Origin of the sequence: Myroides sp. JBRI-B21084 (assembly GCF_030545015.1) — a bacterium.
Classification (GTDB): domain Bacteria; phylum Bacteroidota; class Bacteroidia; order Flavobacteriales; family Flavobacteriaceae; genus Flavobacterium.
On record NZ_CP120653.1, the window covers coordinates 1,204,803 to 1,217,836 of the forward strand.

16 protein-coding genes are annotated in these 13,034 nt (G+C 30.7%); 7 read left to right on the plus strand and 9 right to left on the minus strand.

The window, feature by feature from the left end; all coding sequences use genetic code 11:
* Positions 1–110: 110 nt before the first annotated feature.
* The gene (gene rpmH, locus P3875_RS05885; RefSeq protein WP_008464848.1) at positions 111–272 is read right to left on the minus strand and encodes a 50S ribosomal protein L34; all 162 of its coding nucleotides are present in this window, start codon (positions 270–272) and stop codon (positions 111–113) included.
* Positions 273–483: 211 nt separating this feature from the next.
* On the opposite strand from rpmH, the gene P3875_RS05890 reads away from it, so the two are divergent.
* Positions 484–1,047 (plus strand): DUF2892 domain-containing protein, encoded by a 564-nt coding sequence (locus P3875_RS05890; RefSeq protein ID WP_303445351.1) that lies wholly within the window; start codon positions 484–486, stop codon positions 1,045–1,047.
* 63 nt (positions 1,048–1,110) lie between these two features.
* Here the strand turns inward: P3875_RS05890 and P3875_RS05895 are convergent, their stop codons facing one another.
* Positions 1,111–2,001, minus strand: coding sequence for a lytic transglycosylase domain-containing protein (locus P3875_RS05895; RefSeq protein ID WP_303445352.1), 891 nt, complete (start codon positions 1,999–2,001; stop codon positions 1,111–1,113).
* Positions 2,002–2,003: 2 nt separating this feature from the next.
* A complete protein-coding gene (locus tag P3875_RS05900) occupies positions 2,004–2,657 on the minus strand; it encodes an alpha/beta hydrolase (RefSeq protein ID WP_303445353.1) in 654 nt (217 codons plus the stop codon).
* A gap of 176 nt (positions 2,658–2,833) precedes the next feature.
* Here P3875_RS05900 and P3875_RS05905 point away from each other — a divergent pair, with 176 nt between their 5' ends.
* Positions 2,834–3,115 (plus strand): GNAT family N-acetyltransferase, encoded by a 282-nt coding sequence (locus P3875_RS05905; protein WP_303445354.1) that lies wholly within the window; start codon positions 2,834–2,836, stop codon positions 3,113–3,115.
* 49 nt (positions 3,116–3,164) lie between these two features.
* Here the strand turns inward: P3875_RS05905 and P3875_RS05910 are convergent, their stop codons facing one another.
* The 5 genes from P3875_RS05910 to clpB form a co-directional block, all read right to left on the minus strand.
* On the minus strand, positions 3,165–3,440 hold the full coding sequence (locus P3875_RS05910; RefSeq protein WP_303445355.1) for an ATP-dependent Clp protease adaptor ClpS: 276 nt from the start codon (positions 3,438–3,440) through the stop codon (positions 3,165–3,167).
* Positions 3,441–3,443: 3 nt separating this feature from the next.
* Positions 3,444–4,286, minus strand: coding sequence for a 50S ribosomal protein L11 methyltransferase (prmA, locus tag P3875_RS05915; RefSeq protein WP_303445356.1), 843 nt, complete (start codon positions 4,284–4,286; stop codon positions 3,444–3,446).
* 76 nt (positions 4,287–4,362) lie between these two features.
* Complete coding sequence (locus P3875_RS05920) at positions 4,363–5,580, minus strand: porin (RefSeq protein ID WP_303445357.1); 1,218 nt, start codon at positions 5,578–5,580, stop codon at positions 4,363–4,365.
* Positions 5,581–5,780: 200 nt separating this feature from the next.
* Positions 5,781–6,035 (minus strand): putative signal transducing protein, encoded by a 255-nt coding sequence (locus P3875_RS05925; protein ID WP_303445358.1) that lies wholly within the window; start codon positions 6,033–6,035, stop codon positions 5,781–5,783.
* Positions 6,036–6,113: 78 nt separating this feature from the next.
* Positions 6,114–8,699 (minus strand): ATP-dependent chaperone ClpB, encoded by a 2,586-nt coding sequence (gene clpB / locus P3875_RS05930; RefSeq protein WP_303445359.1) that lies wholly within the window; start codon positions 8,697–8,699, stop codon positions 6,114–6,116.
* A gap of 172 nt (positions 8,700–8,871) precedes the next feature.
* On the opposite strand from clpB, the gene P3875_RS05935 reads away from it, so the two are divergent.
* The 3 genes from P3875_RS05935 to ytxJ are packed head-to-tail and all read left to right on the plus strand — an operon-like array spanning position 8,872 to position 10,799.
* The gene (locus tag P3875_RS05935; protein WP_303445360.1) at positions 8,872–9,405 is read left to right on the plus strand and encodes a hypothetical protein; all 534 of its coding nucleotides are present in this window, start codon (positions 8,872–8,874) and stop codon (positions 9,403–9,405) included.
* 7 nt (positions 9,406–9,412) lie between these two features.
* On the plus strand, positions 9,413–10,447 hold the full coding sequence (locus P3875_RS05940; protein WP_303445361.1) for a tetratricopeptide repeat protein: 1,035 nt from the start codon (positions 9,413–9,415) through the stop codon (positions 10,445–10,447).
* 22 nt (positions 10,448–10,469) lie between these two features.
* A complete protein-coding gene (gene ytxJ / locus P3875_RS05945; protein WP_303445362.1) occupies positions 10,470–10,799 on the plus strand; it encodes a bacillithiol system redox-active protein YtxJ in 330 nt (109 codons plus the stop codon).
* 15 nt (positions 10,800–10,814) lie between these two features.
* Here the strand turns inward: ytxJ and P3875_RS05950 are convergent, their stop codons facing one another.
* Entirely contained in the window at positions 10,815–11,819 is a 1,005-nt protein-coding gene (locus P3875_RS05950; RefSeq protein WP_303445363.1) for a PhoH family protein, read from the minus strand.
* Between the two features lie 85 nt (positions 11,820–11,904).
* Here P3875_RS05950 and P3875_RS05955 point away from each other — a divergent pair, with 85 nt between their 5' ends.
* Together P3875_RS05955 and P3875_RS05960 are read left to right on the plus strand one after the other, a co-directional pair.
* Entirely contained in the window at positions 11,905–12,729 is an 825-nt protein-coding gene (locus tag P3875_RS05955) for an SAM hydrolase/SAM-dependent halogenase family protein (RefSeq protein WP_303445364.1), read from the plus strand.
* A gap of 6 nt (positions 12,730–12,735) precedes the next feature.
* Positions 12,736–13,032, plus strand: a complete 297-nt coding sequence (locus P3875_RS05960) for a putative quinol monooxygenase (RefSeq protein ID WP_303445365.1) — start codon at positions 12,736–12,738, stop codon at positions 13,030–13,032.
* Positions 13,033–13,034 lie beyond the last annotated feature (2 nt).

A 13,034-nucleotide genomic window follows, 5' to 3' on the forward strand; every position in this document is an offset into this window, starting at 1 on the left:
AACAAAGTTACTTAATATCAATGAAATACTTGGTATTAAATGTTTTAAAATAAAAGATATAAAAAAAGGCGACACTTAAAGTAACGCCTTTATTTATGATGAACTCATCATTATTTTTTGTGTCTTGGTTCGCTAGAAACCGTTAACTTATGTCTTCCTTTAGCTCTTCTACGTGCTAATACTTTTCTTCCGTTAGCACTTGCCATTCTGTCCATGAAACCGTGTTTGTTTCTTCTTTTTCTTTTTGATGGTTGAAACGTTCTCTTACTCATTGCTTCTTATCTTTAAATATATATTTTATAAATGTTCAGCTTTGAAAACAGTGCTCCAAAACCGAGTGCAAATATACAAATCCTTTTAATACCTACAAATTGTTTTTAAAAATTATTTAAAATTTATACTAACTATTGTTGTATTATTGTATTGTATTTTTTGTGAATGCTAGTATTTTACTACATTTGCAAAATTAAAACAAAAATAATTATGATTAACAAGAATATAAAAATTATTGTTGCTGCCATTTTGTTTGCTACTGCTATTTGGCAATTTACCGAAAAAAATATTGGAAATGGTATTTTTTTAATACTGTTAACCGCATTAGTTGCATTGGTTTATTTTAAAAACGAAATGCTTATAATGACTTTGTTTAAGTTTAGAAAGCAAGATATGGAAGGCGCTAAACGCATTTTAGCAAAAATTAATCCTAATACAGCTTTAATAAAAAACCAACAAGGATATTATTTTTACTTAAACGGAATTATTAATGCCCAAAATAATTTAAACCAAGCCGAAAAAGATTTTAGAAAAGCTGTTGAATTAGGTTTAAACCAAAAAGAAGATTTAGCTGTTGCTAAATTGCAATTAGCAGGTATTGCAATGGGTAAAAACCGACCAGCAGAAGCACAAAAACTTTTAGCAGAAGCTAAACAACACGATGCAAAAGGTATGCTAAAAGAGCAAATTAATATGGTTGAAGCACAAATGAAACAAAACCGCGGACAAAAAGTTCCTATGTGGTACAACCAAAATAAAAAAAGAGGGTTTTAATTTTTTGAAGCCTAAATGTTAAAAGCTGTTCATTTTTGAACAGCTTTTTTTATTATGGAACATTTACTTACGTTTAAAACCTTCTAATGGAATTTGTATTTGGTAGGTTTTGTTTGTTTGTACAATTAACGATGTATCAATTAACCAAGGATTGTACAGTTTTAAAAGTTTGTAATTAATACCTTGTTCCAAAGCCCATTTTTGCAAATCGGCAATGTTGCTGTTTACCGCAATTGTTTTTGTTTTTTGTGGTTGATACAAATCTGCATTTGTAAAAACAAAGCCGTATTTATCGGTGTTATTTATAATTTCTTTCAATGCTAAAATTCTGAAAACGTAACGCGATGTTTCTTCGGTTAAGTACAAATCGTAATAATCGGTTACACCTTGAGCAGCCTGTTGGCGTTCAATACCAGCCATACCACGGTTATAAGCAGCTGCAACTAAGGTCCAATTTCCAAATTTTGCATATGCTTTATTTAAATACACGCATGCAGCTTCGGTAGCTTTTTCAATATCACAGCGCTCATCAACGGTATTACTAATTTCTAAATTGTATTCTCGAGCCGTTTCGGGCATGAATTGCCAAAAACCTTTTGCGCCTGCGTTTGACGTAGCGTTTGTTAACGAACTTTCAATTACACACAAATATTTAAAATCATCGGGTATTCGGTTTTTCTTTAAAATAGGTTCAATTACATCAAAATACCTGTTGGCTCTTTTAATAATTAAGGTTGTTGCCGAATGATAATTCATGTTTATAACAAGTTCTCTATCAAAACGTTCGTTAACATCGGTAATTTCCATGGGAACGCGCTCACCACAAAAGTTTAAATTTTTAACAGGATAATTTATTAACGAATCGTCCTTTTTTACACTTTTAAATTGATAAAATGATGCGCTTAACCCAACAACAGCCAATATAAGCAGTGTATTTCGTAAATTTTTTTTCATAGCTATTTTTCTAAAATTTCTTCTAATTTTTTATTAATCCAATGGGCATTTACAAGTACCATTACATGCGTTCCTTTTTCTAAAAAATGAGCGTTTTTAATACGTTTGTGTGGAAAAATATGATCTTTTGTACCGTGTAAATGATATACGTTTTGTATTGGATTTTTGTTTTCCCACAAAATAACATTTTTAAAAGCCCAATCTAAATAATTAACCGAACGTACTGATAAGTATTTTTGGTACATTTCTATTCGATTATGTATTTTTTTGGAAGATACTAATTTTTTTGTTAAATTTTCAAATAAATTTATATAAGAAGTCGGAAAAAATCGATATAATTTCCATTTTTTTGCCCAAATTATTCTTTTAGGAAATTCGGAAGGATCTTTTACACTTGATATAATGATTACTTTTTCTACATGAATTATTTTAGCAATTTCCTGAACTATAATTCCACCAAATGAAACACCTATTAAAATAGGGTTGGGGGTAGTAATTTTACGTGCTATTCTTGTACAATAGGCTTCTAAAGGTTCGTTAATTTCAGGTTCTAACCATTCAATATAATGTAAATTAAACTTAGAACGTTCTAATGATATTTTTTCAAAAATGTCACAATTTGCAGCCATTCCGGGCATAAAATATATATTTTTCATCTAAGTTTAAATTGAATTTTTATAAGTTTTTTGCGTTATTAAAAACTATTTCTTTAATTTGTATTTAATTTAATTGAGAATTTAGGGCAATTCTTTTTAAAAATAATTTAAATTTTTATTTTTAGAAAGTAAAATTCTTTAATTAAAAGCACTATAAATTTAGAAAAAAATGGGATATGGAATTTAAAAACAATAAATTGTTAAGGCAATTTGAGTGTAAATGTGGGGACAATCATATTATTATTGAATATTCAATTCAAGAACGTAAATTATTTTTAACCAAATTAAACCCTAATGGTTGCCAAGACGAAGCAGTAATTAGTAATTTTATTAAAAGTATTTTAGATTTGGCCGAAGAAAAGCGTTTACGTATTGTACCGGTTAATTCAAACATAGTAACTTTTTTTAAAAAGAATCCAAGTTACCGCGAATTATTAGCAGCAGGTATTAAAATTTAAAAAGGTGAAATAAAAAACAAGTCCCAAAGTTTACTTTGGGACTTGTTTTTTAATGTATTTCTGCACTTAAACCAGCGTTTAATAACGCGGTGCACATTGGTTCTAAATCTTTAAAAGGGCCTGTTTTAACATCGCATTTTCCGTTGTGATGCACTATTAATGCACATTGTTCTGCTTGTAAAGGTTCGTGATCGCAAATTTCTACAAGTGTGTCAATTACGTGGTCAAAAGTGTTTACATCATCGTTAAAAAGAACAATTACATTTTCAGAGATTAATAATTCTTCTATTTTAACTTCTTCTAAAACCTGTTCTTTAGTACTCATTTTTTATTTTTTTATAAATTTTAACGAAGCCCAATTGTTTTTAGTTAGTTGACCTTGCAAATGCATACCGTGTTGGTTTGCAGCAGCTTCAATTGCTGGAATGTCTTCTACATAAAAACCACTAAATAAAATGATACCGTTTGCTTTTAATGTGCCTGCGTAAGCTTGCATATCGTTTAACAAAATGTTTCTGTTAATATTAGCAATAACTAAATCATAAGCAGCCGTTTTATTGCTTAAAAGCGCTGCATCGCCTTCATAAACCGTAATGTTTTTAATGTTGTTTCGTTCTGCATTTTCAATTGAGTTTAAATAGCACCAGTTGTCAATATCAATTGCATCGGCGTGTTTTGCACCTTTCATTAAAGCTAAAATTGCTAAAATAGCTGTTCCGCAACCCATATCTAAAACATTCATGTTGGTTACATCAAGGTTTAAAATATGTTTTAGCATCATAAAAGTAGTTTCGTGATGTCCGGTTCCAAAACTCATTTTAGGTTCAATAACAATTTCGTAAGGCACTTTTTTAGTTTCGTGAAACGGTGCGCGTACGTAACATAAATCATCTACATTTATAGGTTCAAAGTTTTTTTCCCATTCTTCGTTCCAATTTACCTGTTCAATTTCTTCTGTAACGTAGCTTACTTCAAATTCAGGATTATTTAAAATGTATATATCGTTAAGTAAATCGGCAGTATTGTTATTTGTTTGAATGTAAGCCGATAAGCCTTCTTCAGTTTCAACAAAACTATCAAATGCTAATTCACCAAGTTCAGCTAATAAAATTTCGGCACCTGGTTCTTTTGGCGAAATGGTAAAATGATAGGCTGTATAATTATTCAACATAAAATTAATTTTCTACAAAGGTATAATTAAAAAAGTTCGAAGTGAAATAATCGCTTCGAACTCTTTAAAATTTTTATTAGAAATTTACTTGTGCTTGTAATCTTAATAAGTTTCCTTTTTGATGGTTGTCACGTAATTTAAAATCTTCGTATTTACGATCAGATATTGTGTACATAGCAACTACTTCTAAATGTTTGTTTATTTGCCATTCAACACCTAACTCAACATCGTTAACTTTATAGCTTCTTGCGTCGGTTTCGTGTTTTTTACCACCGTTATAGTATTGGTAGCGAGCAAATGGAAATATGTATTGATCGTTATGTTGAATTCTGTACGACATCATAGCGTAACCACCTTCTAAACTTTTAGTTTCAATGGTGTTGGTTTCTTTATTGAATTCAGGACCTTTACCAATGTTGTATTCTGCTTGAAAACCAAATGGTTTAGGATAAACAATTACCGATGCAGCTGCACGTTGATCTGTGTAATTTCCATCGTGTGTTGTTGTAACGCCACTGTTTACACTTGATGAAGGCATAGCCCAACGACCTGAATATGCTTGGATTCCTGGTTCTATTAATTGATCGCCAATTTCAAAAGGATATGAAACACGAGCTACAACGTGTAAATTATTGTTTAATTCAGGTTTATTAGCAGTTTGTCCATTAAAAGCACCAAATGCAAAAACACCATAATCACCTGATCCTTTGTAGTTGTTTTTAACAACACTTGAATATACTTTGCGAATACGTTCTGGTGCCCACATAAAGAATGCACCTAAATCACGTTCATTTGCAAATGCACTGTTGATACCATCGTTACGATCTAAAGGTAAACGGTTTGAACTTGATTGTAAGTTTTCAAAACCATAAGGTATTTTACTTTGACCAACACGTAATCTATATTCGTTTTTGCTATCAAAACCTATATCAAAGTAAGCATCTCTTATTTGACCAAAATGTAAGCTTGTGCTACTTGCCGAAGTTGCGAAATCGGGCTGAAGGTAAAAATATACGTTTTTATAAACTTGTCCTGAAAAAACAACACGTGCACGGCGTAAGAAAAAGCCGCCATTATCTCCCCAAGATTTATCACATTGCTCACAACCTAAATCAGGATTAGTTTCTAATAATCTGTTGTAACGCACCTGCACATATCCGCGAACGCTTATTGAGTTAAACCATTCTTTGTTTTTCTTAGGTTGTTCTTGAACAACTTCGGTACTTTTGGTTTCTTGTGCATTAATTTGGTTGCATGTAATTACAGCTAGTAATAAAGCTTTAAAAATTTTCATTGTTAAATGTTGTTAATTTTATGAGGCAAATTTATTAACATTGTTGTGTTTGTGTGTTAAGCTAATGTTACTAAGTGGTTTTGTTAACATTAAATTTATATTTAAGAAACACAGATTTTTTTATTAATTAACAAGAAATAGTTGGAAGTTTTGCTAAAAATATAATAAAGCACCCGTTTATAGGTGCTTTATTGCGTTTTTTATTCTGGGTTGTTTATTAAATCGCCAACTTCGTCTAAGTCGTCAAAGTTTTTATCGGCTAGGGCGTAACGTGCTTTTTCTTCATCTTCTTCTAAAACAAAAATATGCACTGCTTTATCTGCCGACCCAAAACCTGCTGTTATTGCCGATTCAATATCGTTGCGTTCAACATAACCAATATTATTTTCTTCTAAAGTGTTTTTAACTGCCATTGCCATAATAGCGCTTCCTGCAAAAATTTCAATATGATCCATAGTTTTTTATTGAAAGTTAGTAAAATCAATTTAATAAAAAAAATAAAAGTGCCTTAAAAAAGACACTTTTAAATGGTTTTAGTCTTGATTTCTAAAAACTAAATGATCTTCAAAACTATCTAAAAGTATAATGCTATCGGTTTTAATTTTTCCCGAAAGAATTTCTTTTGATAATTGATTTAATACTTCGCGTTGTATAACTCTTTTTACAGGACGTGCACCAAAATGTGCATCAAAACCTTTATTGGCTAAATATTTTACAGCTTCGGGTGTTGCGTCCATAGTTATATGTTGTTGCGCTAACATTTTAAACACTCCTTTTAATTGTATGGTAACTATTTGTTCAATATTACTTAGTGAAAGTGGTGTGAACATAATAATTTCATCGATTCGATTTAAAAATTCTGGGCGAACCATGACTTTTAATTGATTTAATACTTCGGTTTTAGCATTTTCGGCAGCAATTTCACTTGGGTTGTTTTCAAATTGTTCTTGAATAATGTAGCTCCCCATATTAGATGTCATTATAATAATGGTATTTTTAAAATCAGCTAACCTACCTTTATTATCTGTTAATCTACCTTCGTCTAAAACCTGTAATAATATGTTAAAAGTATCAGGATGCGCTTTTTCAATTTCATCTAATAAAATTACCGAATATGGACGTCTGCGAACAGCCTCGGTTAGTTGTCCACCTTCGTCATAACCTATATAACCTGGAGGCGCACCTACCAAACGACTTACGCTGTGACGCTCTGAATATTCGCTCATATCAATTCGTGTCATGGCGTTTTCATCATCAAATAGATATTCGGCTAATGCTTTAGCTAATTCGGTTTTTCCAACACCTGTTGTTCCTAAAAATAAGAACGAACCAATTGGTTTTTTTGGATCTTGTAAACCCGAACGGCTGCGACGAACAGCGTCTGATATTGCTTCGATAGCTTCTTCTTGGCCAACAACACGTTTGTGTAATTCGTTTTCTAAATTCAATAGTTTTTCGCGATCGGTTTGAAGCATTTTTGTAACAGGTACGCCTGTCCATTTAGCAACTACCTCTGCAATATCTTCATAAGTAACTTCTTCTTTAATTAAAGAGTGTTCTTTTTGATTTTCATCTAATAGTTTTTGAAATGCAGCTAATTTGTTTTCGGCTTCTTGAATTTTTCCATAACGTATTTCTGCAACTTTTCCGTAATCACCGTTACGTTCGGCACGTTCGGCTTCAAGTTTAAATTCTTCAATTTCTAGTTTCGCATTTTGAATGTTATCAACAACATCTTTTTCCGATTTCCATTTACTAAAAATTTGGTTGCGTTCTTCTTTTAAATTAGCTAAATCAATACCTAAGGCTTTTAATTTGGTTTCGTCGTTTTCGCGTTTAATGGCTTCAATTTCAATTTCAAGCTGCATTATTTTTCTGTCTAAAACATCAAGTTCTTCAGGTTTTGAATTGATTTCCATTCTAATTTTAGAAGCGGCTTCATCCATTAAATCAATCGCTTTATCTGGTAAAAATCTGTTAGAAATATAGCGTTGCGAAAGTTCTACAGCACCAATAATTGCTTCGTCTTTAATACGTACTTTATGGTGGGTTTCGTATTTTTCTTTAATTCCACGAAGAATTGAAATGGCGCTTTCGGTATCGGGTTCTTCAATAATAACTTTTTGAAAGCGACGCTCTAAAGCCTTATCTTTTTCAAAATATTTTTGATATTCGTCTAAAGTTGTAGCTCCGATTGCTCTTAATTCTCCACGAGCCAAAGCAGGTTTTAAAATATTAGCAGCATCCATAGCACCTTCACCACCACCAGCACCTACAAGTGTGTGAATTTCATCTATAAAAAGTATGATATTCCCTTCAGATGAAGTTACTTCTTTTACTACCGATTTTAAACGCTCTTCAAATTCACCTTTATATTTTGCTCCAGCAATTAAGGCACCCATATCTAAGGAAAACACAATTTTATCTTTAAGGTTTTCAGGAACATCACCCTGAACAATTCTATGAGCTAAGCCTTCGGCAATTGCAGTTTTACCAACTCCAGGTTCACCTATTAACATAGGGTTGTTTTTAGATCTGCGGGTTAAAATTTGCAATACCCTACGAATTTCTTCGTCACGACCAATTACAGGGTCTAATTTTCCATCGTTAGCTAACTGATTTAAATTTTTGGCATATTTGTTTAACGAATTGTAAGTTTCCTCGGCCGAAGCTGACGTAACTCTTTCACCTTTGCGCAATTCGTTAATTGCAGCTTCAATTTGTTTTTCAGTGGTTCCGCTTGATTTTAAAAACGATGCAACTTTACTGTTCGATTTAAATATTGCTAAAAATAAATGCTCGATAGATACGTATTCATCGTTCAATTTTTTTGCAATGGCTTGCGCATCATTTAAAGTACTTGCAGCCGAACGTGATAAGCTAATTTGTGCACCTGAAACTTTTGGAAAAGCATTTATAATTTGATCATTTTGCAATTTTAATTGTTCAATATTTACTCCTACTTTTTTTAAGATAAAAGGTGTAACGTTTTCATCAACCTCTAAAATTGCTTTTAAAAGGTGTTCGTTTTCAATTTGTTGTTGCCCAAAAGTTTGCACTAAAACCTGAGCTTGTTGCAATACTTCTTGCGATTTTATTGTAAAATTATTCAAGTTCATTTTGTAATTTGTTAAGTGTGTTGTTTTAAATTACTTTACAAACCATGTTCCAATTGTTTTTTAGTGACTATTTGTCTTGTTTTGAGTGTTTTAAGTAGGTTTTAAATGACAAAATGACTGTTTTTTGTTAATTTTATTAATGTATATTTGAAGTTAATATAAAAATAGAATTATGAAAAAAACACTTTTTACTCTTTTTGTTTGCTTGTGTAGCTTATTAAGTTTTTCACAAAATCAATTAAATATTCCTACTACACTTCCTACAGAATTTAGCAACAGTTTTACATTTCCATTAGGGTCAAAAATTCTTATTGAATTGAAAGAAAACCAAAATGGTAAATACGAATACAGAGTTTTAAGCATTGAAAAAATAGAAGAATTTTATTCAATGGAAGAAAAAAAAACATTGTTTGTTGAAAATCCTAGAGAAAATACCGTAGAACTATTTTTTATTGGGGCTTTTTACAATGATGGTAGTGAAGATAAAGATTGGAATACATTATTGAATTTAAGAAATAATTTAAAAAAGCCAATTACTTATAAAGCAGACATTAAATATTATTTTTCAGATGAATTTGAAAATACAAGTATCGTTGGTGCTTTTCCAGGTACAAACACGAATGAATTGTGGAGACATAAAATAGATTATATAACGTTATATGATTTTGAAATAAAAACGTTTAATTTGAATTCTAAATCTGAATAAAATAGTTATGAAAAAAATTTATTATGTATTAATGTTTGTTTCTTCAATAGCCATTTCGCAGAATCAAACCGAAGCCGATTTAATAGTAGAACAAGGTATTGAGTTATATAATAATGGATCTTACGATGAAGCCATTTTAAAATATAATGAAGCTTTGCAGGTAGATAAAAATAACGCATATGCACTTGCCGAAAAAGCAATGACTTTATTACCATTAAAAAAATACGACGAAGCTATTGAAATTTGCGAGCAAGTTTTAAAATTATACCCGCAAAATAATAATGCTACAGTTTATGTAACTTATGGAAATGCTTTAGATTTAAAAGGCGATTCTAAATTTGCTTTAAAAATTTACGATAAGGGAATAAAAAAATATCCAGAATATTACAGTTTATACTATAATCAAGGAATTACCTATTTTAATGTTAAGCAACCTGATAAGGCAAAAGAAGCGTTTCAATTGGCAACAAAATTAAACCCAAATCATGCTAGTTCGTTTAATGCATTAGGTATTTTAGATTCAAATAATAGAATTCCTGCAATTTTAGCATTAAGTAGGTATTTAATTATTGATAATAGAACATCAAGAGCTACAAAAAATTTTGAATTACTTTCTAAATTAATGGTGCAAGGTGTTACACAAAATAGTACAAATTCAATTTCTATTTCAATTGACGAAAATAGTTTGAATAATAAGAAAGGTGTTGAAAACAATTTTTCATCATTAGATTTAATGCTTTCAATGTCTGGTGCTTTAAACTTAAGCGATGAAAACAAAAATAAAAACGAAATTGAAAAATTTACAGATAGTTTTAAAATTCTTTGTCAAGGATTAAAACAAATGAAAAAAGATAATAAAGGTTATTATTGGGAGTTTTTAGCTCCGTATTTTATCGAAATGTATGAAAAAAATTTAATTGAGCCTTTTGTTAATAGTATGTATCTTTCGGTAAATAATAATCACGCTTTAAAATATAAAGAAGAAAACTTAGGAACATTAGAACAATTTTATTTTTGGTCTAAAAATTACAATTGGCAATAGAATTACTTTAAAAAAAATAAATATGAATTGGAACGAATTAACACATATTGATCAAATTGATAAGATAATTAATGAATCTTGGAAAAAACCAGTTTTAATTTTTAAACACAGTACGCGCTGTATCATTAGTAAAATGGCATTAAAGAATTTTGAAAGTGATTTTTCATTGCAAGATGTGATGGATGTTTATTATTTGGATTTAATTGCTTACAGAAACATCTCTAATGAGATTGCTGAAGTATTTACAGTGGAGCATCAATCGCCACAAATTTTGTTGATTAAAGATGGTGTTGCAGTTTATGCAGCATCGCACGAAAGTATTGATGCGAATGTTTTACTTCATCGTTTATAAAACAAAAAAATCCGACTAACTCGTCGGATTTTCTGTATTTTGATTGCTTTGATAATAATTTTGATGTGATGCAAATTCGTTTGCTGTTTCAACCTTTTTGTAGGCTTCCACAATTTTCTTAACCAAACGGTGGCGCACAATGTCTTTATCGTCTAAAAACACAAAACCAATACCTTCAACACCTTCTAAAATACGCAAGGCTTCACGTAGCCCCGATGTTACTTTTCTTGGTAAATCAACCTGTCCAGGATCACCCGTGATGATAAATTTGGCATTTTTTCCCATACGTGTTAAAAACATTTTCATTTGGCTGTGGGTGGTATTTTGGGCTTCGTCTAAAATTACAAAAGCGTTATCTAACGTACGGCCACGCATAAAAGCTAAAGGAGCAATTTGTATGATACCTTTCAGCAAATAATCTTCTAAAGTGGTAGGGGGCAACATATCGCGCAAGGCATCGTATAAAGGTTGCATGTACGGGTCTAGCTTTTCCTTCATATCACCCGGTAAAAAACCTAAATTTTCACCAGCTTCAACAGCAGGTCGCGTTAAAATAATGCGTTTTACTTGTTTTTCTTTTAACGCTTTTACTGCCAAAGCAACGCCTGTATAGGTTTTACCAGTTCCGGCAGGGCCAATAGCAAAAACCATATCGTTTTTAAAAACTAAATCTACTAATTTTTGTTGGTTAGGTGTGGTTGCTTTTATTAATTTTCCGCCTAAACCATGCACCAAAATTTCGTCTGATTTATCCATTCTTTGTGGCAAATCATCCATAATTAAGCGTTCAATTATGTTTTCGTTTAATTGGTTGTATTTATCGTAATACTTTAAAATACGTTCAAAACGCGATTCAAACTGATCTAAAATTTCAGCTTCGCCAAAAATTTTCACAACGGTTCCTCTAGCAACAATTTTTAGTTTGGGATATAATTTTTTAATGGTCTCTAAATGTATATCTTGCGGGCCCCAAAAATCTTTAGGCGTTATGTGGTCTAATTCTATTATTCTTTCGTTCAAAAGCTATTAAGTTTAATTAAATTGGTTAGTTTTGTATACTCAAATCTAACAAAAAAAAATAAAAAACACTAACAAAAAACAAGGAATGTCAATTATAACATTAACAACAGATTACGGTATAAAAGATCATTTTGTTGGGGCTGTTAAGGGTAAAATTTTAACTAAAATACCCAAGGTTCAAATTATTGATATTTCGCACAGCATTGATTTTTACAACATAGCCAATGCCAGTTATGTTTTGTATGGTGCCTATAAAAATTTTCCAGAAGGCACAATTCACATGGTACTTGTAGAGGCGGAAATGAATGACCAAAAATCGTTTTTACTTACTAAATTAAACGGGCATTATTTTTTAACGGCGAATAATGGAACCATTTCTTTATTGGCTGATGCAAATGATGTATTAGAAATTTATGATTTACATATACCTGATTTTTGTGCCAATACGGTTGATTTGTATAATTTTATTGCTGAAAGTATTTTAAAAAATACAAATTTAGATACTTTAGGTTCTAAAATTAGTTATAACGATTGTGAATTGTTGGTAGAATTACGCCCAAATGTTGCCGATGACGAAAATTCGATAAAAGCAGCTGTAATTTATATTGATCACTACGGAAATGCTGTTACCAACTTAACAAAACAATTGTTTGAAAAGGTTAGAAAGAATCGCAAATTTATTATTACTGCTAAAAGATATCGCATTAATAGAATTAATGAATTTTATGCCGATTTTAATACCGAAAGCAAATCGTTACGTGAATATGAAGGTGATATGTTGTTTATTTTTAACGATTTAGATTTTTTACAAATGGCTATTTACAAATCTGACGACGAAAATATTGGTAATCCTAAAAGTTTATTGGGTGTTTTGTACCGCGATACTGTAATTATTGAATTTATAGATTAATAAAATATGTTTGTACGTATAGTTAAAATGAGTTTTCATGAAGAGAAAATTCCTGAATTTTTTGAACATTTTCACACAGTGAAGCATTTAATTCGCAATTTTCCTGGGAACAATTTTTTAGAAGTATATCAAGATAAAAATAACCCAAGTATTATTTTTACCTATTCGGTTTGGAACCATGAATCTGATTTGGAAAATTATCGCAATTCAGAACTTTTTAAGAGTGTTTGGAAATTTACAAAACAGTTCTTTAAAGATAAACCCGAAGCATGGAGTGTAGATAAATTAGTTAGTTTACCGTAATT

What these genes read in the sequence shown, in the direction of transcription:
- rpmH (WP_008464848.1), bottom strand. Translation starts at nt 272, where the DNA reads ATGAGTAAGAGAACGTTTCAACCATCAAAAAGAAAAAGAAGAAACAAA.
- P3875_RS05890 (WP_303445351.1), top strand. Translation starts at nt 484, where the DNA reads ATGATTAACAAGAATATAAAAATTATTGTTGCTGCCATTTTGTTTGCT.
- P3875_RS05895 (WP_303445352.1), bottom strand. Translation starts at nt 2,001, where the DNA reads ATGAAAAAAAATTTACGAAATACACTGCTTATATTGGCTGTTGTTGGG.
- P3875_RS05900 (WP_303445353.1), bottom strand. Translation starts at nt 2,657, where the DNA reads ATGAAAAATATATATTTTATGCCCGGAATGGCTGCAAATTGTGACATT.
- P3875_RS05905 (WP_303445354.1), top strand. Translation starts at nt 2,834, where the DNA reads ATGGAATTTAAAAACAATAAATTGTTAAGGCAATTTGAGTGTAAATGT.
- P3875_RS05910 (WP_303445355.1), bottom strand. Translation starts at nt 3,440, where the DNA reads ATGAGTACTAAAGAACAGGTTTTAGAAGAAGTTAAAATAGAAGAATTA.
- prmA (WP_303445356.1), bottom strand. Translation starts at nt 4,286, where the DNA reads ATGTTGAATAATTATACAGCCTATCATTTTACCATTTCGCCAAAAGAA.
- P3875_RS05920 (WP_303445357.1), bottom strand. Translation starts at nt 5,580, where the DNA reads ATGAAAATTTTTAAAGCTTTATTACTAGCTGTAATTACATGCAACCAA.
- P3875_RS05925 (WP_303445358.1), bottom strand. Translation starts at nt 6,035, where the DNA reads ATGGATCATATTGAAATTTTTGCAGGAAGCGCTATTATGGCAATGGCA.
- clpB (WP_303445359.1), bottom strand. Translation starts at nt 8,699, where the DNA reads ATGAACTTGAATAATTTTACAATAAAATCGCAAGAAGTATTGCAACAA.
- P3875_RS05935 (WP_303445360.1), top strand. Translation starts at nt 8,872, where the DNA reads ATGAAAAAAACACTTTTTACTCTTTTTGTTTGCTTGTGTAGCTTATTA.
- P3875_RS05940 (WP_303445361.1), top strand. Translation starts at nt 9,413, where the DNA reads ATGAAAAAAATTTATTATGTATTAATGTTTGTTTCTTCAATAGCCATT.
- ytxJ (WP_303445362.1), top strand. Translation starts at nt 10,470, where the DNA reads ATGAATTGGAACGAATTAACACATATTGATCAAATTGATAAGATAATT.
- P3875_RS05955 (WP_303445364.1), top strand. Translation starts at nt 11,905, where the DNA reads ATGTCAATTATAACATTAACAACAGATTACGGTATAAAAGATCATTTT.
- P3875_RS05960 (WP_303445365.1), top strand. Translation starts at nt 12,736, where the DNA reads ATGTTTGTACGTATAGTTAAAATGAGTTTTCATGAAGAGAAAATTCCT.